The organism is Streptomyces sp. NPDC088354 (assembly GCF_044753585.1).
Lineage (GTDB): Bacteria > Actinomycetota > Actinomycetes > Streptomycetales > Streptomycetaceae > Actinacidiphila.
The window spans coordinates 71,782-95,198 of sequence record NZ_JBIVNJ010000017.1 but is presented as its reverse complement, the minus strand read 5'-3'; the positions used below and the strand labels follow the sequence as shown (position 1 = coordinate 95,198).

Annotated in this window: 20 protein-coding genes and 1 tRNA gene; 7 read left to right on the top strand and 14 right to left on the bottom strand. The window is 71.1% G+C overall.

Annotated features, from left to right (window positions below; genetic code table 11):
* Window positions 1–159: 159 nt before the first annotated feature.
* Window positions 160–3,582 (top strand): phosphodiester glycosidase family protein, encoded by a 3,423-nt coding sequence (locus ACIP98_RS24135; RefSeq protein ID WP_401977871.1) that lies wholly within the window; start codon window positions 160–162, stop codon window positions 3,580–3,582.
* Between the two features lie 113 nt (window positions 3,583–3,695).
* Here ACIP98_RS24135 and ACIP98_RS24130 read toward each other — a convergent pair whose 3' ends face one another.
* Window positions 3,696–4,055 carry a hypothetical protein gene (locus ACIP98_RS24130; RefSeq protein ID WP_401977869.1) on the bottom strand — a complete coding sequence of 120 codons (360 nt, stop codon included), beginning with the start codon at window positions 4,053–4,055 and terminating at the stop codon, window positions 3,696–3,698.
* A 1,718-nt stretch (window positions 4,056–5,773) separates the two neighbouring features.
* Window positions 5,774–5,846 (bottom strand) — tRNA-Thr (locus tag ACIP98_RS24125).
* Window positions 5,847–6,066: 220 nt separating this feature from the next.
* On the opposite strand from ACIP98_RS24125, the gene ACIP98_RS24120 reads away from it, so the two are divergent.
* The 3 genes from ACIP98_RS24120 to ACIP98_RS24110 all read left to right on the top strand — a co-directional run bounded on the left by ACIP98_RS24120 (window position 6,067) and on the right by ACIP98_RS24110 (window position 8,591).
* On the top strand, window positions 6,067–7,185 hold the full coding sequence (locus ACIP98_RS24120) for a sn-glycerol-3-phosphate ABC transporter ATP-binding protein UgpC (RefSeq protein WP_319663545.1): 1,119 nt from the start codon (window positions 6,067–6,069) through the stop codon (window positions 7,183–7,185).
* A gap of 221 nt (window positions 7,186–7,406) precedes the next feature.
* Complete coding sequence (locus ACIP98_RS24115) at window positions 7,407–7,823, top strand: hypothetical protein (RefSeq protein ID WP_401977867.1); 417 nt, start codon at window positions 7,407–7,409, stop codon at window positions 7,821–7,823.
* Window positions 7,824–7,853: 30 nt separating this feature from the next.
* Entirely contained in the window at window positions 7,854–8,591 is a 738-nt protein-coding gene (locus tag ACIP98_RS24110; protein WP_319663543.1) for a nucleotidyltransferase family protein, read from the top strand.
* Between the two features lie 75 nt (window positions 8,592–8,666).
* Here ACIP98_RS24110 and ACIP98_RS24105 read toward each other — a convergent pair whose 3' ends face one another.
* From ACIP98_RS24105 to ACIP98_RS24080, 6 genes are all read right to left on the bottom strand, one after another.
* A complete protein-coding gene (locus ACIP98_RS24105; RefSeq protein WP_401977866.1) occupies window positions 8,667–10,340 on the bottom strand; it encodes a DoxX family protein in 1,674 nt (557 codons plus the stop codon).
* A gap of 91 nt (window positions 10,341–10,431) precedes the next feature.
* Window positions 10,432–11,388, bottom strand: coding sequence for a 23S rRNA (guanosine(2251)-2'-O)-methyltransferase RlmB (gene rlmB, locus ACIP98_RS24100; protein WP_319663541.1), 957 nt, complete (start codon window positions 11,386–11,388; stop codon window positions 10,432–10,434).
* An 89-nt stretch (window positions 11,389–11,477) separates the two neighbouring features.
* A complete protein-coding gene (gene cysS / locus ACIP98_RS24095) occupies window positions 11,478–12,872 on the bottom strand; it encodes a cysteine--tRNA ligase (protein WP_319663540.1) in 1,395 nt (464 codons plus the stop codon).
* Window positions 12,873–12,972: 100 nt separating this feature from the next.
* Window positions 12,973–13,470 carry a 2-C-methyl-D-erythritol 2,4-cyclodiphosphate synthase gene (gene ispF / locus ACIP98_RS24090; RefSeq protein ID WP_319663539.1) on the bottom strand — a complete coding sequence of 166 codons (498 nt, stop codon included), beginning with the start codon at window positions 13,468–13,470 and terminating at the stop codon, window positions 12,973–12,975.
* Window positions 13,460–14,191 (bottom strand): 2-C-methyl-D-erythritol 4-phosphate cytidylyltransferase, encoded by a 732-nt coding sequence (ispD, locus tag ACIP98_RS24085; RefSeq protein ID WP_319663615.1) that lies wholly within the window; start codon window positions 14,189–14,191, stop codon window positions 13,460–13,462. The genes ispF and ispD overlap by 11 nt, the downstream gene beginning before the upstream one ends.
* Window positions 14,192–14,534: 343 nt before the next feature.
* On the bottom strand, window positions 14,535–15,017 hold the full coding sequence (locus tag ACIP98_RS24080; RefSeq protein WP_018559600.1) for a CarD family transcriptional regulator: 483 nt from the start codon (window positions 15,015–15,017) through the stop codon (window positions 14,535–14,537).
* Between the two features lie 612 nt (window positions 15,018–15,629).
* Here ACIP98_RS24080 and ACIP98_RS24075 point away from each other — a divergent pair.
* On the top strand, window positions 15,630–16,250 hold the full coding sequence (locus ACIP98_RS24075) for a DUF461 domain-containing protein (protein ID WP_319663537.1): 621 nt from the start codon (window positions 15,630–15,632) through the stop codon (window positions 16,248–16,250).
* Between the two features lie 122 nt (window positions 16,251–16,372).
* On the opposite strand, the gene ACIP98_RS24070 is transcribed toward ACIP98_RS24075, so the two are convergent.
* Both ACIP98_RS24070 and ACIP98_RS24065 read right to left on the bottom strand, forming a co-directional pair.
* Window positions 16,373–17,053, bottom strand: coding sequence for a response regulator transcription factor (locus ACIP98_RS24070; RefSeq protein ID WP_319663536.1), 681 nt, complete (start codon window positions 17,051–17,053; stop codon window positions 16,373–16,375).
* On the bottom strand, window positions 17,050–18,321 hold the full coding sequence (locus ACIP98_RS24065) for a sensor histidine kinase (protein ID WP_401977864.1): 1,272 nt from the start codon (window positions 18,319–18,321) through the stop codon (window positions 17,050–17,052). Before ACIP98_RS24065 ends, ACIP98_RS24070 begins: the two co-directional genes overlap by 4 nt.
* 198 nt (window positions 18,322–18,519) lie before the next feature.
* On the opposite strand from ACIP98_RS24065, the gene phoU reads away from it, so the two are divergent.
* Window positions 18,520–19,200, top strand: a complete 681-nt coding sequence (gene phoU, locus ACIP98_RS24060) for a phosphate signaling complex protein PhoU (protein ID WP_319663534.1) — start codon at window positions 18,520–18,522, stop codon at window positions 19,198–19,200.
* 430 nt (window positions 19,201–19,630) lie between these two features.
* Here phoU and ACIP98_RS24055 read toward each other — a convergent pair whose 3' ends face one another.
* From ACIP98_RS24055 to ACIP98_RS24045, 3 genes are all read right to left on the bottom strand, one after another.
* Entirely contained in the window at window positions 19,631–20,110 is a 480-nt protein-coding gene (locus ACIP98_RS24055; protein WP_401977862.1) for a VOC family protein, read from the bottom strand.
* A gap of 95 nt (window positions 20,111–20,205) precedes the next feature.
* Window positions 20,206–20,646 carry a GNAT family N-acetyltransferase gene (locus tag ACIP98_RS24050; protein WP_319663532.1) on the bottom strand — a complete coding sequence of 147 codons (441 nt, stop codon included), beginning with the start codon at window positions 20,644–20,646 and terminating at the stop codon, window positions 20,206–20,208.
* 32 nt (window positions 20,647–20,678) lie between these two features.
* Window positions 20,679–21,023, bottom strand: a complete 345-nt coding sequence (locus tag ACIP98_RS24045) for a hypothetical protein (RefSeq protein WP_319663531.1) — start codon at window positions 21,021–21,023, stop codon at window positions 20,679–20,681.
* Between the two features lie 361 nt (window positions 21,024–21,384).
* On the opposite strand from ACIP98_RS24045, the gene ACIP98_RS24040 reads away from it, so the two are divergent.
* Window positions 21,385–22,677 (top strand): tol-pal system YbgF family protein, encoded by a 1,293-nt coding sequence (locus ACIP98_RS24040; protein WP_401977861.1) that lies wholly within the window; start codon window positions 21,385–21,387, stop codon window positions 22,675–22,677.
* A gap of 192 nt (window positions 22,678–22,869) precedes the next feature.
* Here the strand turns inward: ACIP98_RS24040 and ACIP98_RS24035 are convergent, their stop codons facing one another.
* Window positions 22,870–23,379, bottom strand: coding sequence for a GNAT family N-acetyltransferase (locus ACIP98_RS24035; protein WP_319663614.1), 510 nt, complete (start codon window positions 23,377–23,379; stop codon window positions 22,870–22,872).
* Window positions 23,380–23,417 lie beyond the last annotated feature (38 nt).

The following is a 23,417-nucleotide window of genomic DNA, read 5'->3' as shown; positions in this document are numbered from 1 at the left end:
TTGACCGAATCCATAGACATGCCACTTCTGTGGGTCACCTGAAAACCCGCAAGCGGCCATCTCTCCTTCGCCATCCGGGTGTCGTGTGTACTCCGAGCCGGTGTTCGACCGGCAGGATCTTCATAAGGACACGCAATGACACTTCGCGGGAAGAGATCCGTGGGAGCCGGCGCACGCCGCACCGCGGTGGTGACCGCGCTGACGCTGGCACTGGCCGGTTCGGTCACCGGCGCCGCCACCGCCTCCGGAACGTCCGGGGACGGGGCCGCGCCGGACCGGGCCGCCGGCCAGGACTGGCTGCCGCAGACGCCGGAGAACTGGCCGCTCGTGGTGGACTACAGCCGCACCCCGAGCGAGACGGTGACCCAGGGTCTGGAGCACTACAGCGAGACCTACGACACCGTGGGCGGGCGCCAGCAGGTCCAGGTGCTGAGCGCCGACCTCGGCGACCCGAACCTCCGGGTCGGCGTCGTCGAGGCGGGTGACACCGTCACCGACCCGGCGGACGAGACGGTCTCGTCGATGGCGAACCGCACCCACGCGGTGGCCGGCGTCAACGGCGACTACTTCGAGATCCACGCGAGCGGCCGTCCGCTCGGCGGCGTGGTGGCCGACGGCCGGATGCTGAAGAGCCCCAAGCCGGGCTTCGCCTCCCAGCTGGGCATCCGCCCCGACGGCTCGATGGTGATGGGCCCGGAGACCTTCTCCGGGACGATCACCGACGGTGCCGCCACCCGCGCGCTCACCTCGGTCAACACCGTGGGCGACCTCACGACCGGCGGCATCACCGAGGTCACCCCCGACCTCGGCGCCGCCACCGGCCTGACCGGCGGCACCCTGGTGCTCGGCCACGCGACCGCCGGTGGCTTCACCGTCGACAGCGTCAGCAGCGCCGTCACCTCCCTGCCACAGCTCGGCAAGGACCAGCTGGGCCTGCTCGGCGGCGGCGCCGGCGGCACCTGGCTGTCGGCGAACCTGCACACCGGTGACACGGTCGGCATCACCACGCGACTGTCCCCGGACAACGATGTCACGCAGCTGGTCAGCGGCGTGACCACGCTGGTGAAGGACGGCAAGGTCTACAAGGACCCGACCGGCACCCCGCCGAGCGGCGCCAACCCGGAGACCGCCGTCGGCATCACCGAGGACGGCAGGCACGCCATCGTCGTCGCGGTCGACGGCCAGGGCGGCGCCACCCGCGCCTTCGGCGTGACCCCGGAGCAGGCGGCCGGCTACATGGTCGCCCACGGCGCGGACACCGCGATGCTCTTCGACGGCGGCGGCTCGACCACCATGGCCGTCCGCGCCCCCGGCGCCGAGCAGGCCACCGTCGTCAACACCCCGTCCGACCAGCCCGGCAACACCGAGCGCCCGGTCGCCAACGGCATCTTCTTCTACTCGACCGAGAAGGAGCCCGCCGAGGCCCACAAGGTCGTCGTGAACGGCGGCGACCGCATCACCACCGTCCCCGGCAGCACCATCCCGCTGTCGGTGTACGCCACGGACAAGGTCGGCAACCCGGCCGACGGCACCGTGGACGTCCGCGTCGAGCCCGCCTCCCTCGCCTCGTACGAGAACGGCAGGCTCACCGCGCACAGCAGCGGTGAGGGCGAGGTCATCGCCACCAGCGACGGCCGCAGCACCTCCGAGAAGCTGGAGGTCGCCGCCGAGCTCAAGGACCTGTCCCTCTCGCCGGACACCGTCGACATGGGCAACGGCGGCACCCAGCAGTTGACCCTGACGGGCACCGTCAAGAGCGGCCGCACCACGGACATCTCCGCCGACGCGGCCGAGTGGACGGTCACCCCGTCCTCGCTCGGCACCGTCGACGCGCACGGTGTGTTCACCGCGGACGCCGGCAACGGCGGACTCGCCGAGGTGACCGCCGAGGTCGGCGGCCGGACCGCCACCGCCTCGATCGCCGTCGGCAGCGTCAGCAAGGTCATCGACCCGATGACCAGCACGGGCGTCTGGCGGCTCAGCAACAACACCACCGGCAAGCCGGCCACCCTGTCGGCCGACCCGGGCGTCGTCCCGCCGGGCTCCACCGAGACCGGCTCGCTGCGCCTGGACTACTCGATGCCGGCCGGTTCCGGCGTCAAGCAGCTGGTGCTGTCGCCCAACGTCACCCTGAAGACCGACACCAACGGCGGTCAGGTCCCCACCGGCATCGGCGTGTGGATCAAGGGTGACGGCAACGGCATCGAGCTCGCAGAGAAGTACATCAACGTCAACGGCACGTCGACGACGCTGTACCCGACCTTCGTCACCTGGAAGGACTGGCACCTGGCGGTCGCGCAGCTGCCCGCCGGCATGCAGTTCCCGCTGACGATCAGCTTCATCGACTTCCTGGCGATCAGCCCGAGCACCTCCTACAGCGGCGCGCTCAACGTCTCCGGGCTGCAGGCCCTGTACTCGCCGCGTCCGGTCACGGTGCCCGACTACAAGGCGATCCCGGACAACCCGTCCTGGCTGAAGTTCGAGGAGAACGCGGACGACTTCGCCAAGAGCGGCACCACCCTGCTCACCGGTGACGACGCGCACATGCTCGCCTCCGACCCCGGTTCGGTCAGCAGCAACGTGATGGACTCCATCGCCGGGCGACTGCCCACCCTGAGCCCGCAGGCCCACCCGGACGCCGCCCAGTTCCTGGGCGACATGCCCGATGACGGCAAGCTCGCCGACCTGCAGTACGCGAAGTCCAAGATGGACGCCCTCGGTGTCCCCGAGCGCGACATCGTCGGCAACCACGAGATCACCCAGGGCGCCGACTCCGAGAACGGCAACTACAGCGACACCTTCGGTGACACGCACTACGCCTACACCCAGGGCGAGGCACGGCTGATCGTCACCGACAACTCGCACGGCAGTCTGCAGAGCTCGGACCCGTTCCAGGACCCGACCGGCGCCCAGTACCCGTGGCTCGTCCAGCAGTTGACGGACGCCACGGCCAAGGACGTGCTGGTCGTCACCCACATGCCCGCCTACGACCCCCACCCGGCCGCGAACAGCCAGTTCACGGACCGCTGGGAGGCGCGCATGTACATGCGGCTGGTCCAGAGGTTCCAGCAGTCGCACCCGAACCAGCACGTGATCATGATGTACGGCCACGCCCGCGGCTTCTCCGAGCAGATCCTCGACCCCGAGGGCCGGAGCGCGACCACCGCTCAGGGCGGCATCCCCCAGTTCGCCTTCGCGGACCTGGGCATGCCCGCGTACGCCCCGGCGGACCAGGGTGGCTTCTACCACTTCGGCCTGATCCGCGTCGGCTCCGACGGCAACCTGCAGTACTCCGTCGAGCCCGCTCTGGCGTCCATCGCCATCACGGCGCCGACCGCGCCGATGGAGCGCAACGACGAGGCGGCCCTGACCGCGACCGGTGCCCTGATCGGCGGCGACAACATCGCCCCGCTCAGCATGCCCATCGCGGACCCGGCGTCCCACGTCTGGTCCTCCAGCAACACCAAGGTCGCCGAGGTGGACCCCACCACCGGCCACCTGCGTGCCCACCGCGCCGGCACGGCCACCATCACGGTGACCAGCGGCGGCGTCACGGGCACGGTTCAGATCACCGTCAAGTGACGTACTGACCCGCACGGTTCCGCCCTTTCCGGCCCACCGGTCCCGGGAGGCGGCCGTGGGGCCCGGCCCCGGAACGCCCCGGACCGATCCACGGTCCGGGGCGTTCCGCCGCTTCAGAGCCCGCGGGAGCCGGCGCCGTCCTCACCCTCGCCGGGGGGCGGCGACCATGTGAGGCCCGCATCGTCCAGGGTGCTCACGATCCACCGGCGCCCGGCCGGGTCCGCGGTCCGCCAGGTCCACACCAACGGGCGGTGCCGCCGCCTCCGCCACGGCGGCCACCGACGGGTCGGCCCGACACCTCCGGCGACGTTGTGGACCAGGTCCGCCAGCCAGGCGATCCGGGCCACGTAGTCGTCGTCCGGCCAACTGCCCGGAGTCCTGCGCCGCCTGGCCATGGCCCGGATCTTCAGGACGGCGCAGTACGTCAGGTGCCGAGCCGCTTCCTGATCGTCCACCGGCCGCTTGCCGTTCACGCCGCCCCCCTCCCGCCCGCGTTCCCGCCGGCCTCTCCGACCCCGCTCCGCCCCGTGCAGCCCAAGGCGGTGGATTTCCGCAGCCGGCACGTCCTGGGCCCGAACGTGTAAAGCGAAGGTGGTCGGTTCGAACCCGACAGGCGGATCGACGCCTCAACAGGCACATCGCCCCGAGCCACGATGGGTTCGGGGCGTTCGGTGTGTGTCCGCACCGGGTGACACCGGGCAGCCCATGGAGACGACGTCCCTCGGACCGCCAGCGTCCGGTCCGCCCGAGTCCCGCTCGGTCGATCGCTGTACGGCGTCGTTGGTGTCAGATGATGATGTCAGGAACCGGGCTGCCCTTGACGTGCGTCCGCATCCCCATGAGCAGGACTTTTGGCTCTCACGGGCCTGCCGAGGAGCTGAAGTACCGCGCCGAGCATGATCAGAACCATGGCTACGGTGGTGAGATCCGCACCCACTTGATAGGACCACCCGACCAGCCTCGGTACTCCCTCCAAGGCCAGGCCGCCGCCCATGGCGATCGCACCCCAGCCAGCCATCCGGTACTGCCGGTACTGCGCCGCTCGCCAACCGTTCAAGGTCGACGTTCCCGTGGCGGCCATCAGGCATCCACAGGTCAACATGATCCACGCTGTCATGACACCCCTCCGCCGAAAAGTTACCGCGTGGGCGACCGAGTCTCCATGGGTGGGTCCAGCTGATGAACGATCTCGGCAACCGTCGTGGCAGCGATGTCACGTAGGTTCAAATCCCGCACTCGGTCGGGGGCTCGTTGTTGTCCCGGCGCCTGTGAGTGACCGCCGTTGTCGGGCGTCTACCGCCTTGAATGGCACGCAGACGGCACGTCGCGCTCCCCGGTTGCCGGGGTCTCTCCCCCCACACATAGGGAACGACCGTGGCACGAGCGTGCGGGGTGACGTCGGCCGATCCCGCGCATCGTCGGGGTGCCCACCACAACCGTCTGGTGAGTGACTCCCCGTCAAGCGCCGTGAACCCCTGGCCACGGTCGAGTCCGGCACCCGGTGCCCACCCGGTCGGCGGTCTACGGCCGGCAAGTACGCCATGCACGTACGCCTCCACCGGGTGCCGTTCCCCGGCTTCAGGCGGCTGGAGTCTCCGGGGCCCCATGACGTGGGGACCTTCGCCGCCAAGGCGTCCCACCGGTCGACTCCTGCCAAGGCCAAGGAAGCTCACCGCGGCCTGCCGAGAGGAACTGGCGACCCGGAACGTCGCCTCGCTCGTGGAGCCGCGCAAGGTCGTCGCCCGGGAGCTGTCGCCCTGGACGCCATGACCCGGAACGTACGAGGACGCCACCAAGAGCGGCCGGGCGAGGCCCGCCCTCTGCCGCTGACCTGTCGCAGACGGGAGGCCCGGTCGATCCGAGTAACCCCGCCCGGCCCCTCCCGGCCCGCTGTTTCGGCGAGCCTCCGGCCCATGCGCCTGCACGACGCCCGGCACGGCGCGCCACGCTCCTCACCGCTGTCGGCGTGGCTCCCCGCGCGGTGATGGGGATCCTGGGTCACCGCCAGATCAGCATCACGACGGACGTCCACACGCACGTGACATCGGACACACAGCGTGAGGCCATCAGTCACATGGACCGGCTGCTCGAGCGCCCGTCTCGGTCGTGACAGCCCTCGTTGATGTCACCCATGGATGCCGAACGCCCCGAACCGATCACGGTTCGGGGCGTTGTGCCTGGTCAGGCGTAGAGCCGCCTGTCGGGTTCGAACCGACGACCTTCGCTTTACAAGAGCGGTGCTCTACCAGCTGAGCTAAGGCGGCAGGCGTCCCGCGCCCGCCGGGGTGACCGGTGGGTGGGGTCAGGGAGAAGTGTACCCAGGCGGGGAGGGGGGAGGGTCGGGGAATTGGGCGGCAGGGGGGTGCTGACAAAGTGAGGCGCGGGGGGTAGCGTCACGGAAAGTCCACTCCCCCGTGGACTAGACCTCATCTCCTTTACTCGGATCGTCCGGCACGTTCCTGCCGGTGAAGGGACCAGTGCACCATGGCCACTGTCACTTTTGACAAGGCGACCCGGATCTACCCCGGGTCCGAGCGCCCCGCTGTCGACGCGCTGCAGATCGACATCGCGGACGGCGAATTCCTCGTCCTCGTCGGCCCCTCGGGCTGCGGCAAGTCGACCTCGCTGCGCATGCTGGCCGGCCTGGAGGACGTCAACGACGGCGCCATCCGGATCGGCGACCGGGACGTCACCCACCTGCCGCCCAAGGACCGGGACATCGCCATGGTGTTCCAGAACTACGCGCTCTACCCGCACATGACCGTCGCGGACAACATGGGCTTCGCCCTGAAGATCGCGGGCGTCAACAAGGCCGACATCCGCAAGCGGGTGGAGGAGGCGGCCAAGATCCTGGACCTCACCGAGTACCTGGGCCGCAAGCCCAAGGCGCTCTCGGGCGGTCAGCGCCAGCGTGTGGCGATGGGCCGCGCGATCGTGCGTGAGCCGCAGGTCTTCCTCATGGACGAGCCGCTGTCCAACCTGGACGCCAAGCTGCGTGTCCAGACCCGTACGCAGATCGCCTCCCTGCAGCGCCGCCTCGGCACCACCACGGTCTACGTCACCCACGACCAGACCGAGGCCATGACCATGGGCGACCGCGTCGCCGTCCTCAAGGACGGTCTGCTGCAGCAGGTCGACACCCCGCGCCACATGTACGACCGGCCGGCCAACCTCTTCGTCGCGGGCTTCATCGGCTCCCCGGCGATGAACCTGGTCGAGGTGCCGATCACCGACGGCGGCGTGAAGTTCGGCAACTCGGTGGTGCCGGTCGAGCGCGACGCGCTGCAGGCCGCGGCCGACAAGGGCGACCGCACGGTCACCGTCGGCGTCCGCCCGGAGCACTTCGACATCGTCGACGGCGACAGCTCGTCGCTCTCGAAGGACGAGCCGGCCGGCCTGGCCGTCACCGTGAACGTCGTCGAGGAGCTGGGCGCGGACGGTTTCGTCTACGGCTCGGCCCAGGTCGGCGACGAGCACAAGGACCTGGTCATCCGCGTCGGCGGCCGCCAGGTGCCCGAGAAGGGCTCCGTGCTCCGCGTCGTGCCGCGCGCCGGCGAGACGCACGTCTTCTCCACCTCCACCGGTGAGCGCCTCAGCGACTGACGCGCAGACGGTACGCACCGTGGCCCGGCCCCCGCGCAAGGGGGGCCGGGCCACGGTCGTTCCCCCTGCCGGAGCGACCCCGCGAGACCGCCCCATTTGCGGGCACACAGCCGCGTTTCGAGCGTGTTCGTCAATGCCCCCGTAGTCGATCAAGAGGCATTCATCACTCGTCAGAGTGGCTAAATGTCGCCAAATCATTACTCCTCGCTACCATCACTGCCGTGAACCAGGTAGCCCGCCGTATCGGCAAGTCACTCGCCCTCGTCCTCCCGGTCGTCCTCGTACTGTCCGGCACCCTCGCGGTCACCCGCGTCCCGTGGGCCACTTCGGCCTCCGAGTCGCAGGTCCTCACCGCCTCGCACGACAAGGAGGCCACCTCGTCCGGCCGGTCGGCGCCGCAGGAGGTGCTGCGCCGCAAGCTCCTCACCGAGCTGCAGGCGAAGAACCCGGGCGTCGCCCTCACCTCGCTGCAGCGCGAGATGGCCGCCCGCCCGTCGCTGGCCCAGTACTGCGGTTCCCTCGCCAAGTCGCTGGGGCGTGCCGCGGTGGCCAAGTACGGCTCCGTGCAGCGCGCGCAGTCCTGGTCGCGGCCGGTCTGCGACACCGCCTTCGCCACGGGCGTCGCCTCCGTCGGATGACCCGACACCCCGGTCCCGTAGGGTGCGTCCATGACCGGCGCGCCCACGACCTCCCAGGTGGTGACCCAGGCCGTCCTCCTCGCCGGAGGACAGGGCTCCCGCCTGCGCCCGTACACCGACACCCGCCCGAAGCCGATGATCGAGATCCCGGGAACCGGGACACCGATCATCGGCCATCAACTCGCCTGGCTGGCCGCCGAGGGCGTCACCGACGCCGTGATCTCGTGCGGCCACCTCGCTGAGGTCCTCCGGGACTGGCTCGCCGGCGCGGCGGCGGATCTGCCGCTGCGCATCACGACCGTGGTCGAGCGCGAGCCCCTCGGACGCGGTGGCGCCCTGAAGTTCGCCGCCGCCTCCCTCCCCCGGCCCGAGCAGGCCTGGTACGCCACGAACGGCGACATCTGGACGCGGTTCTCCCTCCGCGAGATGGCCGACTTCCACGTCGAGCGCGCTGCGGTCGCCACCCTCGCGCTGGCCCGCCCCCGCATCCCGTGGGGCGCCGTGGAGACCGACGAGTTCGGCCACGTCCTGGACTTCGTCGAGTCGCCGCCCTCGCCCTTCCTCATCAACGCGGGCGTCTACGTCTTCGCCCCCGGCTTCACGGAGCTGCTGCCGGACCGCGGCGACCACGAGCGCACGACCTTCCCCCAACTCGCCCGGGAACGGCGGCTGGCGGGCTTCTCGCTGCCCCAGGGCGCCTACTGGCGGGCCATCGACACCGAGAAGGACCTCACCGAGGCCGCCAAGGAGCTCGCCTCCCGGGCCTGAGAGCGCCCGGCACAACGACGAGGCGGCCGGAGGAGCACCCGCGCTCCTCCGGCCGCCTCGTGGGCGTACAGGGCGTTATGCGACCTTTCCGGACCCCGGACGGTGCGCCGGGGCGCCCAGCAGCCATCCGGAGGTCTCACCGCTGCCGAGCAGGCCGCCGAGGGCACCACCGCTGTCGGAGGAACCGCCGCCGCTGCCACCGCCGGTCGAGCCGCCACTGCCGGTGGAGGTCGGAGGGTTGCTCGGCTGGGTCGGCCGCGGCTGGGTGGACGGCACGGTGTGCGTCGGGCTGCTGCCGGTGCCGCCGCCCGCCGAGCCCGTACCGTTCGCGCCGGACGCTGAGCGGCTGACGGTCGGCGCCGAGGACGGAGCGCTCGGCGTGGACGGCGAACTGGACGGCGAGGGCGACGCCTTGCCGGACCGGGAGGCCGAGGGCGCCGCGGACGGCTTGGCCGAGCCCTCCCCGGGCACCTCGGGCAGCGGGGAGCCGTCGAGGTTGTTGGTCGGCAGGTCGGTCGGGCCGGGCAGTTGGGAGTGCGGCGAGGTCGACCGCACCGCGGTGCCCAGCGTGGCACCGACCACCAGCGCGACGCCGGCCAGCACGGTGGCGAGCACCGCGCCGCGCCGCAGCACGCGGCGCCGCAGCTCCCACAGCGGGGCGCGCGGGCCGAGCCGGCGCCAGGCCTCGGAGGCCAGCCGTCCGTCGGCGGAGTAGACCGGCGCGCCCGCGATGATCAGCGGGCTCCATGCGGCCAGGTAGACGATGTCGGGCGCGTCGTACGCCGGGACGGTCCGCCAGCTCACGGTGACCAGCAGCGCGGCCGACAGCAGGGCGCCGATCGACGCCGCGAACCGCTGCCAGAGCCCGAAGACCGTCAGCACACCGGCGATCACCTGGAGGAAGGCCACCGTCAGCCCGGCCCCGATGGGGTGCGCGAGCGCGAGCTCGCGCAGCGGTTCGGCCGCCGCCCACGGGTCCAGCGAGTTGAGCCAGGTGACCATGGAGCCGCGCTTGCCGCCGTCGAAGTAGACGGGGTCGCAGAGCTTGCCCATGCCGGCGTAGATGGAGATGAAGCCCAGGAAGATCCGGAGCGGCAGCAGCACGATGCCGAGGTTCATCCGGCGCCCGGGGTACCAGGCGTGCCGGATCGGCTCGCCCCGGTCGGCCCGGCGCGAGCGGCCGTGCCCGAAGTCCTGTTCGTCGTCGTCCGGGCCGAACTGCGCCTCGTCGTCCACGTCGTAGTGCGCCGCGTAGGCGAACTCGCCGGTGTCCTCGGCGTCGTCGTGGCCGTCGAAGGCGCCGCGCGCGGGCCGCAGGCCACCGAGCATCTCGTCGGGCGCCGGGGGACGGCGGGGCGCGCCGACGAGGGGCTGCGGGTGCTCCTCGATCCGCGGCAGCACCTGGGTCGTGGCGCCGGCGTCGAGGCTGTCGGAGTTGCTCTGCCTCACGGCGGAGAGCAGTTGTGTGGCGGCCGCGTCGCCGGGGCGGCTGCGCCCGGACCAGACCAGCGGCGCGCCGCGGCGCTGCGCGGCGGCGGAGGGACGCACGGACGTGGGAATGACCGGGACGCGCGCGGTCCTCGCCATCGCACGCGCGGACGACGCGCCGAGCTGCACGCGGAAGCTCGCGTGATTGACGATGACCTGGGCCGGGTCGGACGCGATCTTGTGCATGGTGAGCACGGGCTCGTCGGGTGCCGCGGCCCGTCCCCCCGGAGGAGTGCGGGGTGTTCTGGTGTCCACACTCATCTAACCGAGTGACACCCGATAAGGACACTGTGTGACGGGCCTCTTCTGTCCGAGGCCCGTCAACCAGCGGTTTTGTCCCGAATCGAAACGGTCACGCCCGGCGGCGCGCCGCCTCGTAGAGCACGATGCCCGCCGCGACACCCGCGTTCAGCGACTCCGCGCCGCCCGGCATCGGGATGCGCACCCGCACGTCGCAGGTCTCGCCCACGAGCCGGGACAGCCCCTTGCCCTCGGAACCGGCGACGATGACGACCGGGCCGCCGAGCAGCTCCAGTTCGTGCAGCTCGACCTCCCCGTCGGCGGCGAGGCCCACGACCGTGAGCCCGGCCTTCTGGTACGCCTCCAGGGTGCGGGTCAGATTGGTCGCACGGGCGACGGCGACCCGGGCGGCGGTGCCGGCCGAGGTCTTCCAGGCGCCCGCGGTCATGCCGGCCGCGCGGCGCTCGGGGACGACGACCCCGTGCCCGCCGAAGGCGGCCACCGAACGCACGACCGCGCCCAGGTTGCGCGGGTCGGTGACCCCGTCCAGCGCCACGATCAGCGGGTCCTCGCCCGCGTCGAAGGCCGCCGCGGCCAGGTCCTCGGGGTGGGCGTACTCGTAGGGCGGGATCTGCAGCACCAGGCCCTGGTGGTTCAGGCCGTTGGTGATGCGGTCCAGCTCCGGGCGGGGCGCCTCCATCAGCGGGACACCGCGCTCGGTGGCGAGCTTGACGGCCTCGCGCACCCGCTCGTCGTTGTCGATGAACTGCTGGACGTAGACCGCCGTGGCCGGGATGTCGGCGCGCAGCGCCTCGACCACCGGGTTGCGCCCCGCGACCAGTTCTGACGTGGACTTCGCGCCGCGTCCCGAGGGGCGGCGGGACTGCGCGGAGGCCGCGCGCTTCACCTTCGCGTTGGCGGCACGCTGTTTGGCGTGCCCCTTGCGCGCCTCGGCGGGCGGGGTGGGGCCCTTGCCCTCCAGGCCCCTGCGCCGCTGCCCGCCGCTGCCGACCGTCGCGCCCTTCTTGTTGGCGGTACGGCGGTTCCTGCGCTGGCTGTTGCCGGCCATGGGTCACCTGTTTCCTGCTACACAGCCGCGTACGGCTGCTCCTGCGTGAACGTACGTATCAATGATGGCCCGGAGGCCGGGCGCGGCGCCTACCGCGAGCCGAGCGACCAGCGCGGGCCGGAGGGCGTGTCCTCGATCTCCAGGCCGGACTGCTGGAGCTGGTCGCGGATGGCGTCGGCGGTCGCGTAGTCCTTGCGGGCCCGCGCCCCCTGCCGCTGCTCCAGCACCAGGCGGACCAGGGAGTCCACGACCCCGTGCAGGTCCTCGCCGCGCTCGCCGCCGGACCAGTGCTCGTGGAGCGGGTCCAGACCGAGGACGCCCAGCATCGCACGGACCTCGGCGAGGCGGGCGACCGCGGTCTCCTTGTCGTCCGCGGTCAGCGCCGAGTTGCCCTGGCGGACGGTGGTGTGGACGATCGCCAGCGCCTGCGGCACGCCCAGGTCGTCGTCCATCGCCTCGGCGAACGCGGGCGGCACCTCGGCGGCCGGCTCCACCGGACCGGCCATCTCCACGACGCGCTGGACGAAGCCCTCGATCCGAGCGAACGCCGACTCCGCCTCCCGCAGCGCTTCCTCGCTGTACTCGATCATCGAGCGGTAGTGCGGGGTGCCGAGGTAGTAGCGCAGCACGATGGGCCGCCAGCGCTTGGTCATCTCGCTGACGAGCACCGAGTTGCCGAGCGACTTGCTCATCTTCTCGCCGCTCATGGTGACCCAGGCGTTGTGCACCCAGTAGGCGGCGAAGTCGTCGCCGTAGGCCTTGGACTGGGCGATCTCGTTCTCGTGGTGCGGGAAGATCAGGTCGATACCGCCGCCGTGGATGTCGAAGGCGGGGCCCAGGTACTTGTGGGCCATCGCCGAGCACTCCAGGTGCCAGCCGGGACGGCCGCGCCCCCACGGGGTCTCCCAGGACGGCTCGCCGGGCTTGACGGCCTTCCACATCGCGAAGTCGCGCGGGTCCCGCTTGCCGGTCTCGCCGTCGCTCTCGGGCTGGCGCAGGTTGTCCAGTTCCTGGTTGGACAGCCCGAGGTAGCCGGGGAAGGAGCGCACGTCGAAGTAGACGTTGCCCTCGGACGCGTAGGCGTGCCCGCGCTCGATCAGGCCGCGCATCATCTCGATCATCTCGGGGACGTGCCCGGTGGCGCGCGGCTCGTACGTGGGCGGCAGGCAGCCGAGCGCGTCGTAACCGGCGTTGAACGCCCGCTCGTTGTCGTAACCGATCGACCACCAGGGGCGGTTCTCGGTGACCGACTTGGCGATGATCTTGTCGTCGATGTCCGTGACGTTGCGGACGAACGTCACGTCGTAGCCGCGGTGGGCGAACCACCGCCGCATGATGTCGAAGTTGAGCCCCGACCGGATGTGGCCGATGTGCGGGGCCGCCTGCACGGTCGCGCCGCACAGGTAGATCGAGACGCAGCCCGGCGTGAGCGGGGTGAAGTCACGGACCTGGCGCGCGTTGGTGTCGTACAGGCGAATAGTCACGCATCAAGGGTAGTGGCCCGGGACCCCTGCGGCGGACGGCCTCGCACCGGCTTCACGGGGTTGTGACACCGGGCGTCACCCGTACGTGTGCCGGAGCGCCCTAGACCCGGTAGACCAGCGCCGTGGCCACGGCGGCCAGCCCCTCGCCGCGGCCGGTGAAGCCGAGGCCGTCGGTGGTGGCACCCGACACCGACACCGGGGCGCCGACCGCGCCGGTCAGCACGGCCTCGGCCTCGGCGCGGCGCTTGCCCACCTTGGGCCGGGGACCGATCACCTGGACGGCGACGTTGCCGATGCCGAAGCCGGCCTCGCGGACGATCCGGGCGGTCTCCGTGAGCAAGGTCACACCGGAAGCCCCCGACCACTGCGGGCGCCCGGTGCCGAAGTGCGCGCCGAGGTCGCCCAGGCCTGCCGCGGAGAAGAGCGCGTTGCACGCGGCGTGCGCGACGACGTCGGCGTCGGAGTGACCCGCCAGTCCGTCGCCCTCGCCCTCCCACAGCAGTCCGGCGACCCACAGCTCGCGGCCCGCCTCGAAGGCGTGGATGTCCGTGCCGATGCCGACCTGGGGGATCAGGCCGGGCGTCCGGTCAGTACTCATCGGCGGCCCTCCGTCGTGCCAGCACGGCCTCGGCGAGCACCAGGTCCAGCGGGCGCGTGACCTTGAAGGCCTCTTCGTGGCCCGGGACGACCAGCACCGGGACGCCCAGCCGCTCGACCATGGAGGCGTCGTCCGTGACCTCGCCGGTGACCGTGGCGTGCGCCTTGGCCAGCGTGACGCGGTCGAAGCCCTGCGGGGTCTGCACGGCGCGCAGCAGGGCGCGCTCGGGGGTGCCGACGACGGCGCCGGTGGCGGGATCGATCTGCTTGACGGTGTCGGCGAGCGGCAGGCCCGGCACCACGGCCGCGGCGCCGTCGCGGACGGCGGCGGCCACGGCCTCGACCATGTCGACCGGCACCAGCGGGCGGGCCGCGTCGTGCACCAGCACGACATCGACCTCGTCCGGGAGGACGGCCAGCCCCAGCCGCACCGATTCCTGGCGGGTGTCACCGCCGGGAACGATCCTTATGTCCTTGGCCTCGGGCAGCCCGTGGCTGTCCAGCAGCGCCCTGACCTCGGCGACGCCGTCCTCGGGCGCCACGACGACGACCAGCGACACCGCGCGGGCACGGGTCATGGCACGCACGGCGTGCACGAGGATGGGGACGCCACCCAGGGTGCGCAGCGCCTTGGGCGCACCGGGGCCGAGCCGGACTCCGCGTCCGGCGGCGGGAATGACTGCGGCGGTAGTCAGGTTTGTGTCCTTGGCCGAATTGGGTATCGCCTCAACGTGCCGGGCACGAAGCACCTGTCGGACCCTTCCGTGACACCGACAGGGCCAACTGCCCGGGCCCGGCACTCAGTATGCAGGGGGAGTCGACGCACGAGCGAACGCTGAGCACCACGAAACGAGCGCCGGTGCGCTGAACGATGCCCGGATCGGGCCGCGCACGGCACGGGGGAACCGTCCCGCACCCCGCTCCACAGGTCACCCGGTCATGCCGACGCGCCGCCCACCGGACGGCCGGCCGTGAGGGGCGGCGGACCTCCCGGGCCCGTGAAGGCCCGCGGGTACGCCGCAGTGCCCGGCGTACGGGACGCACCGGGCACCGCGGGAATCCGCGTCAGGACGCGAGAACCTCGTCGAGAAGGGTCTCGGCCTTGTCCTCATTCGTGTTCTCCGCGAGCGCGAGCTCACTCACCAGGATCTGACGGGCCTTGGCGAGCATGCGCTTCTCGCCGGCCGACAGGCCCCGCTCCCGCTCGCGCCGCCACAGGTCGCGCACGACTTCCGCGACCTTGATGACGTCGCCGGAGGCGAGCTTCTCCAGATTTGCCTTGTAGCGGCGGGACCAGTTGGTCGGTTCCTCGGTGTACGGTGCCCGCAGCACCTCGAAGACCCGGTCCAGCCCTTCCTGACCGACCACGTCGCGCACGCCGACGAACTCCGCATTGTCCGCGGGCACGCGTACCGTCAAGTCGCCCTGGGCGACCTTGAGCACCAAGTAGGTCTTGTCCACGCCTTTGATCTGGCGAGTTTCGATGGCCTCGATCAGCGCGGCCCCGTGATGGGGATAGACCACGGTGTCGCCAACCTTGAACGTCATGTGACAGGTACCCCTTCCGTGGCTATCCAGGGTAACACGGAAACGGCCGGTTCTGAATGGCGTTTTCGCAGGTCAGGGCATATCTCGGGGCTTGACAAGGGCGCCCGGGACGTGCTGCGCGGGGCGGGCGGAAGGCGGTATTCGCAGGTCGGAGCGGGTATCAGGGGAGGCTGAAACACGCCTGTCACACCACACACAGACCCTGATCATGGGGCACAACATCCGGGTTTGTCCCTCCCTTGCGGGGGGTCTGCCGCTACTCCGTTCGGCCGCCACGGACCGCGGTGATCCATTTTTGCGCACCGCCGGATTTCCGTCCGGGGGATCAACGGTAAATCGATCATGCCGGGATGTCGGGAATCGTTCGGCGTAATGCCGGAATGGATTCCCGCGGAGTACCCGCGGGGCCGGAACGGGACGCCCGGAGGGGTCCCGCGGAGGTCGCAGGGGCCCCGGGGGACACCCGGGAGGGTGAGGCCGCCCCGCCGAAGGGTGGCCGGGTGCGGGCCCGGGAGGCGGGCTCGGTAACCTAAGCCCGCACTTGGTAAGTCGTAAGTCCCGTACGTCCGTACACCTGTACCTCCGTACCCTGCCCAAGGAGATGCCGCCGCCGTGAGCCTCCCCCAACCTCCGGCCGGGGGCGCCCCCTGGCTTCGACGTGGCGCCCTCGCCACCGTCCTCGCGCTGTCGCTGGTCCCGCTCGCCGCGTGCGCGGCCGGGAACCACGCCGACACGCTGCAGGTCCGGCCCGACCACGCGGCCACCAGCGTGGGCGACATCGAGGTCCAGAACGCCGTGGTCCTGACCCAGGCCACCGGGTCGAGCGGCTCGTCCGCGATCTCCGCCAAGGTGTTCAACAACGGCGCCGACGAGCAGACGCTCGAGTCCGTGACCGTCGGCGGGCAGCAGGCCGAGCTGTCCGGCCCGATCAAGGTCCCCGGCCACGGCTCCGTGCTGATCGGCGGGGACGGCAACCCCGCCGCCACCTTCGCGGGCGGCACCGAGAGCAAGAACAACGGCGACTTCCAGCAGGTCGTCTTCGACTTCAGCAAGACCGGCGAGGTCAAGCTGCAGACCCTGGCGCTGCCGGCGACGGGCTACTACGCCTCGTTCGGCCCCAGCGAGGCCGCCGCGAGCCCGAGTGCGTCCACCAGCCCCAGCGGGACGGCCAAGCCCTCCGGCAGCCCGTCCTCCACTGCCGGCGAGTCCGCCACCGGGTCGCCGACCCCGTGACCCGCTGGCACGGCTGACACCGCGGAAGGGGCCCCGGGAGCGATGTGCTCCCGGGGCCCCTTCCGGCGTTGCGGACGCCCCGCGGTTCCGGTGGTCTCCCCGGTTCCGGTGGTACGCGCGGCTTACGGCTCGAACTTGTAGCCCAGGCCGCGCACCGTCACCAGGTAGCGCGGCGCGCCCGGGTCCGGCTCGATCTTGGCGCGCAGGCGCTTGACGTGCACGTCCAGGGTCTTGGTGTCACCGACGTAGTCGGCGCCCCAGACACGGTCGATCAGCTGCATGCGGGTCAGGACGCGGCCGGCGTTGCGCAGCAGCATCTCCAGGAGGTCGAACTCCTTCAGTGGCAGGTCGACCTTGCCGCCGCCGACGGTGACGACGTGGCGGTCGACGTCCATGCGGACCGGGCCGGCCTCCAGCGCGGACGGGGAGATCTCCTCCGGCTCGCCGCGCCGGCGCAGGACGGCGCGGATGCGGGCCACCAGCTCGCGGGAGGAGAAGGGCTTGGTGACGTAGTCGTCGGCTCCTATTTCGAGACCGACAACCTTGTCGATCTCACTGTCCTTGGCGGTCACCATGATCACCGGGACGTTGGACTTCAGCCGCAGCTGGCGGCAGACCTCGGTACCGGGCAGGCCCGGCAGCATCAGGTCGAGCAGGACGAGGTCGGCGCCGTTGCGCTCGAACTCGTCCAGGGCGTCGGGGCCGGTCGCCGAGATGGCGACCTCGAAGCCCTCCTTGCGGAGCATGTAGGACAGGGCATCACTGAAGGACTCTTCGTCCTCGACGACGAGTACTCGGGTCACGGGAGGACCTCCGGAGCGGGGATGTGATCAGGGAACGACTCGTAGAGAGCGGAGGAGGTTTCGGAGTCCTCCGACGGCACGGCGGCGGCGGAGCGGTCCCGGGAATCCCGGGATGTCGCGGCCTCCGGCAGCCGTAGGGTGAAAGTGGAGCCCTGGCCTTCAGCACTCCACACCGTGACCTCCCCGCCGTGCGAGGCGGCCACGTGCTTGACGATGGACAGACCGAGCCCGGTGCCACCGGTCGCGCGCGAACGCGCCGGGTCCACCCGGTAGAACCGCTCGAAGACGCGGTCCCGGTCCTTTTCTGAGAGGCCGATTCCCTGGTCGGTCACGGAGATCTCGATCAGGTCCCCGCCCGGCGCGGAGATCCGGCGGCCCGCGATGCCCACGCGGGTGCGGGCCGGGCTGTAGTTGACCGCGTTCTCGACGAGGTTGCCGAGCGCGGCCGCCAACTGGCTGCGGTTGCCCCAGATGAACAGCTCGGGGGCGCCGCCGGTGGCCATGGTGATCTGCTTGGCGTTGGCGGGGTGCCGGCAGCGGTCCACCGCCTCGGCGACGAGGTCGTCGACGGCGACGGACTCCGCGTCGTCGAGGGGGTTGTCGTCCTGCACCCGGGAGAGGTCGATGATCTCCTGGACCAGGCTGGTCAGCCGGGCGGCCTCGATCTGCATGCGGCCCGCGAAGCGCATCACCGCCTCCGGGTCGTCGCTGGCGTCCATCACCGCTTCGGAGAGCAGGGACAGCGCGCCGACCGGCGTCTTCAGCTCATGGCTGACGTTCGCGACGAAGTCGCGCCGCACCGCCTCGATCCGCCGGGCCTCCGTGAGGTCCTCGACGAGCAGCAGCACCAGGCGCGAGCCCAGCGGTGCCACCCGCGCGGACACCGCGAGGCCTTCGCCCCGTCCGGCACCGCGGCGTGGCAGGTCCAGTTCCACCTGCCGTATTTCGCCATCCCGCCGGGTCTCTCGGGCCATCTGCAGCATCTGGTCGACGGCGAGCCTGCCGCCCCGCACCAGTCCCAGGGCGTACGCCGCGGAGCTGGCCTTGACCACCGTGTCGCCCTCGTCGAGGACGACGGCCGACGAGCGCAGCACGGAGAGAACCGTGTCCACACCCGGCGGAAGTACGGCTGCGGCGTCCTGCCGCAGGGATGCGCGCGTGGGGCGGGCCTGTTCCCGCTCGCTCCAGCGGAACGCGAGCACAGCGATCACACCGGTGCAGAGACCGGCGATCGCACTGGCTGCGGCAACTGCCGCGTTCACGTCCATACACCCAGGTTAGGCGGACGGAATGAGTGACCCACAGCCGTCGGAGCTTCTTATCGAACGTGCGTTGCCAAGAGTTCACCGTGGTGTCAGGGTCGATTCATTCCCGGGGCTCGGGCGATACGCGTGCGGGGGCGAGCGTATGAGTGTGCCGGCGTGGAGGACAATCCTCTTTGTTTGATCGGGAACGGAAGGAACGCGATGCGCGACGCATACCACGAGGAACTCGACTCGATCGGTGACGGCCTGGTCGAGATGGCCCGGCTGGCCGGCTCCGCGATCGGCCGGGCGACCACGGCGTTGCTCGATGCCGACCTCAAACTGGCGGAGAGCGTGATCGCCGCCGACGAGAAGATCGACGACCTCCAGCGCGAGCTGGAGAACCGGGCGATCACCCTGCTCGCCCGCCAGCAGCCGGTCGCCACCGACCTGCGGATCGTCGTCACGTCGCTGCGCATGAGCGCCGACCTGGAGCGCTCCGGGGACCTGGCGCGCCATGTGGCGAAACTCGCACGACTGCGCTTCCCGCAGAGCGCGGTGCCGAGCGACCTGCACAGCACCATCCTGGAGATGGGCCAGCTGGCACAGCGCCTGATGGCCAAGGCCGCCGAGGTCATCGTCACCAAGGACGTCGACGAGGCGCTCCAGCTGGAGCAGGACGACGACCGCATGGACGAGCTGCACCGGACGCTCTTCCAGCACCTGCTGGACGACCGCTGGTCGCACGGCATAGAGACCGCGGTCGACGTGACCCTGGTCGGCCGCTACTACGAGCGCTTCGCCGACCACGCGGTCTCGGTGGCCAAGCGCGTGGTCTACCTCGTCACGGGCGAGCACCCCGACGAGCTGACCCCGCCGCCCGTCCCGATGCCGGCGGACTAGTCGCGGAAGCGGGAGGCCCGCGCCGCGGGGCGGTGACACGGCCGCGGGACGGTGACACGGCCGCGGGACGGTGACATAACGGACGCGCGGAACGCTTCCGCGCGCCGTTGATGCGCCCGTGGGGAAGGCCCTTCACTGGTGGAAGGCATGCACGCAGCCGTTCACCGGACCAGGAGGGTACTGATGCCCGAATCCCCCACATCGTCCACCGCCCGCGACCAGTCGTCCGCGGAGGGAACCCCGCACTCCCCCGGTGTCCGCGAGCTGCCGCTCCTCGGAGCGTGCGGCTGCGGAGCGGGCTGCGGGTGCGGCTGCCAGTCCGGAGCGCCCTGCCGCTGCGGCGGGTGCAACTGCTGACCCCGTCCGTGCGCACTCCCCGTGGCCGAGGCCCCGTCCGGTCGTTCCGGACGGGGCCTCGGCCCGGCCTCGCTCACTCCCCGGCGTACGCCCGCCGCAGCGCGGCGAGGTCCATCTTCTTCATGGAGAGCATCGCCTCGGTGGCCCTGCGGGCCTTCTCCGGGTCCGGGTCGGCGATCATGTCCAGCAGCACCTGCGGGAAGACCTGCCACGAGACCCCGTACCGGTCCTTCAGCCACCCGCAGGGGCCCTCCTCACCGCCCTCGGTGAGCTTGTCCCAGTAGTAGTCCACCTCCGCCTGGTCGGCGCAGCGGATCTGGAACGAGATCGCCTCGTCGAAGGTGAACTGCGGCCCGCCGTTCAGCGCGACGAACTTCTGGCCGTTGGCCGTGAACTCCACCGCCAGCACGCAGCCCGCGGGGCCGGGTCCCGCCTCGTTGTAGCGGCCGATCGTGCCGATCGCCGAGTTCTTGAAGACCGAGACGTAGTAGTTCGCCGCCTCCTCGGCCTGCCCGTCGAACCACAGGCACGTGGTGAAACCCTCGGTGGTCATCGGTACCTCCCTTGCGCGCAGCGCGCGTGAGCACTGTCACACGTACCGACTGCCCGAGCGCGGTGAACTCATCGGCTCAGTGGCCGCGGGGAGCGTCAGGGCAGTCGCAGCGTCACGAACGGGACGGTGTCCCCCGGCAGCACGTACCGCTCGACCTCCACGAAACCGTGCCGCTCCGCGAAGCGCAGCCCGCCCTCGTTCGAGGCAAGCACCACCGTCTCCACCGCCCCGGCGCCCATCTCCCGCGCCTTTCCCAGGCCCCGCGCGTACAGCTCCGCCCCGAACCCGCGCCCCCGGTACCCCGGCAGCACCCGCGCGATCACCGTGGCCACGGCCTCCTCCCCCTCGGGCGGCCGTACCGTCGTGCACCCCACGGCCACGTCCCCGAGGTACGCCACCTGCAGGTGATTGCGGCCGGCCCGCTCCCGCACGGCGTCCAGGGACAGCACGGCTGTCGGGATGATCTCGTTGTGCACGCGCCGCCAGTCCTCAAGCGCGGCGTCGTCCTGCGGCCGCTCGATCCGAAGCTGAGACATCCCCGCAGCAAACCGGCGCCCCGGACCCGGCGTCAACCGCTTTCCGGCCCGCCGCTGAGCACCCGCGGGATCGCTGTGGCCGGGGGCCGGCGCGACGGCACGTGCCGGCCGGCCGCGATGAAGAGGACGACGGCGATGGCAGGGCCGATGCCGCTGAAGAGCTCGACCTCCCAGGCGGCGCCGGGCAGGACGTGGGAGGCGACGAGACCCTGCACCACGGGGTACGCACCCGCCGCCACGGCACCCAGGCCGTAGAGGCGAGGGCTGGTGACACGATGCCGGACCCGGGGAAGGATCCACGCCGTCCACAGCGCCAGAGTGCCGAGCATGATCAGCAGTACCCCGACGAGGATGCCCGCTCCTGCCTCCCACACCATGAGGCCGCCCCCCTTCCGATCGCGCAAGGGCCGCCGCGCACGCAGCGCCGGGCCCGTGAATGCCCCCATGATCACCGGAACCCTCAGGCCCTGGCAATGGCGTTCCCCGGCGACATGTGGGGGTTCAGGGCGCACCCGGGATGACAACGCCCCCGAGCCGCGCATGTGCGCAGGTTCAACCGCCTCGACAGGGGCATCCAGGTGGCTCATCAGGTGTTCTTCCTTGATCGGGAGCCACACCGAAGACCGTGCGGAGCAACGCCCGGCAGTGATTGCCACGTTGTACGCCCGCACACCTGAACGACGCGTGAAACTGCTGTGAGGGGGCAGTTGCCCCGCAGTGATCGCTGGGAGGGCCGCGATGGCACGGTGGGAGAGCAAGGCCGACCAGCAATTCTGGAAGGGCCTGGCGGCGCAGCAGTCGGGGCGGATCACAGAGGCGCTTGCCGCGCACCGGCGGGCCGTGGGGACACTGCGAGGCCGGCTCCGACGGCATCCGGGTGCTGTCGCGGTGCACGAGAAGCTCGCCGCCGTGCTGTATTCCCTGGGCTCCTCTCTCGTGGCCAGTGGAGAGCCGGACGAGGCGGCCAAGGTGCTGGAGGACAGCGAGCACCACTACGTCATGTCCGCGGCCCCAGATGTGGACCTGCTCGTTGCTGACGTCCAGGCGCGCAGGGCCGGTGCCCACGGCCTCGCCGCGCACCCTGTGTCGGCGCTGACGGACATCGACCGGGCCCTGACCGCGTACGCCCGGCGAGGTGTCCATGCGGAGGGGCCGCCGCGCTCCCTCGACCTGGCGCGGGTCCTGAGCCAGGCCGCGGTCGTCCACCGGGTCCACGGCGACACCGACCAGGCGCTGGCCTGCGCCGGACAGGCCCTGGCCCGATACAACGAGGGCTTCGCCGCCGTGAACACCGACCCGTCCGCCCACCTCGGATACATGATCGGCATGGCCGCGGACACCGCCTCCGCATTGGAAGCGGCCAAGGGGAACTGGCCCTCGGCACTGGCCGTCGACGACATGGTGCTGCACGTCGTCGAGCAGGGCTGGGGCGACCTCGCGAAGGCGCTGGCCCGCAAGGGCGTGCATCTGCGCGCGGCCGGACGCGCCGCACAGGCCCAGCCCTTCCTGGCCCGCGCCGCCGAGATGTCCACGACGGCCGTGGAGCGGGAGCAGCGCACCCTCACACAGCCGCACCCCCGTTCCCTCGACGAGGTGCTCCGCACAGCGGGCGCGGCGACCGGAGTGGTCGGCGTTGCCGTGCTGCGCCGGGTGCTGACCCGGGCGGAGTCCTACTCCGCCTCCGCCCGCGTGTCCGACCAGGCGAACGCTCCCGCGCACGCCCGCTCTCTCTCCGTTCTCGCCGCGGCTGTCGACCCGGAGACCGACGCCGAAGCCGCCTGGCGACTGTCCCTCGAGAGCCACCTGCTGTACCACGCGCTCCTGCGCAACCGCCCCGCTTCCTCCCGCGACTGGCTCAGCACTCAGGCAGACACCTGGGCGACCGCACTGCGCGTCATGGTCCGGGTCAGCCGCCTGATCGGCGGTGAGGCCATGCAGAACGACGTGCGGGCCGCCGTGGCCCGCTTCACCGAAGAGACCGCCTTCGCGGTGGATGACCCACGTGAAGTTTCCCCAGGGCCGGGTAGTTGACGTTCCCGCAGGTCACGCACGGCAGTTGCAGGTGCGCCCGACGTAGGGCAAGGAGCTCGTCGGACACCGTCCACGGAGTCCGTAGCGCGGGCTGCATTCCAGGTCGGCCACGATGTCGGACGGCCGTGGATAGATACGAAGCACTCCGGAACTGGCATCAACTGACCGCGCCCGCAAGGCGCTCAGCATGACTCAGCCCACAGGACCCGTCGCAGGGCTGACCTCAGGATCAAGGCTGAGGCGCATGCGAACGTAATTCGCGTCACCGGGCCCAGGCCGCTGACACCCGTCCGGTTTCCATCCACGCCGGGCGTAAAAGCTCTGGGCTCGGCTATTGCGCTCCCATGCTTCCAGCACGCCCGCGGTCAGTGCCCCGTCACGAAGGAACTGCACAAAAGCGGCATGAAGGCAACCGCCAATTCCTTGTCCCCAGAGGCCGGGTCGGACGTGAATCTGGTAGAGCTGACCCACAGATGCGGCATCGACGTCTGCATCGTATGGAGGGCCCATCGCTGCGATGCCCACCATTTCGCCAGCCCGTTCCGCGCAGAGCACAGCCCTGTCGTCTGATTGGACAACATGCGTCCATCCCTCCCGACGACTGGTTCGCGCCTCAGGGGACGCGAGTCCGCCGTCCGACAGTCCGCCTGCTTGGTAGTACGCCGTGCGGGCCAGAGTGTGCAGGTCAGTGATCCTGTCCACGTCGTCGAGGTTCGCGTTTCGCAAGAACGGCTGAGAAG

What these genes read in the sequence shown, in the direction of transcription:
- ACIP98_RS24065 (WP_401977864.1), bottom strand. Translation starts at nt 18,321, where the DNA reads ATGGACGTGAACGCGGCAGTTGCCGCAGCCAGTGCGATCGCCGGTCTC.
- ispF (WP_319663539.1), bottom strand. Translation starts at nt 13,470, where the DNA reads ATGAGTACTGACCGGACGCCCGGCCTGATCCCCCAGGTCGGCATCGGC.
- phoU (WP_319663534.1), top strand. Translation starts at nt 18,520, where the DNA reads ATGCGCGACGCATACCACGAGGAACTCGACTCGATCGGTGACGGCCTG.
- ACIP98_RS24045 (WP_319663531.1), bottom strand. Translation starts at nt 21,023, where the DNA reads ATGGTGTGGGAGGCAGGAGCGGGCATCCTCGTCGGGGTACTGCTGATC.
- ACIP98_RS24120 (WP_319663545.1), top strand. Translation starts at nt 6,067, where the DNA reads ATGGCCACTGTCACTTTTGACAAGGCGACCCGGATCTACCCCGGGTCC.
- ACIP98_RS24040 (WP_401977861.1), top strand. Translation starts at nt 21,385, where the DNA reads ATGGCACGGTGGGAGAGCAAGGCCGACCAGCAATTCTGGAAGGGCCTG.
- ACIP98_RS24055 (WP_401977862.1), bottom strand. Translation starts at nt 20,110, where the DNA reads ATGACCACCGAGGGTTTCACCACGTGCCTGTGGTTCGACGGGCAGGCC.
- ACIP98_RS24080 (WP_018559600.1), bottom strand. Translation starts at nt 15,017, where the DNA reads ATGACGTTCAAGGTTGGCGACACCGTGGTCTATCCCCATCACGGGGCC.
- ACIP98_RS24105 (WP_401977866.1), bottom strand. Translation starts at nt 10,340, where the DNA reads ATGAGTGTGGACACCAGAACACCCCGCACTCCTCCGGGGGGACGGGCC.
- rlmB (WP_319663541.1), bottom strand. Translation starts at nt 11,388, where the DNA reads ATGGCCGGCAACAGCCAGCGCAGGAACCGCCGTACCGCCAACAAGAAG.
- ACIP98_RS24050 (WP_319663532.1), bottom strand. Translation starts at nt 20,646, where the DNA reads ATGTCTCAGCTTCGGATCGAGCGGCCGCAGGACGACGCCGCGCTTGAG.
- ACIP98_RS24110 (WP_319663543.1), top strand. Translation starts at nt 7,854, where the DNA reads ATGACCGGCGCGCCCACGACCTCCCAGGTGGTGACCCAGGCCGTCCTC.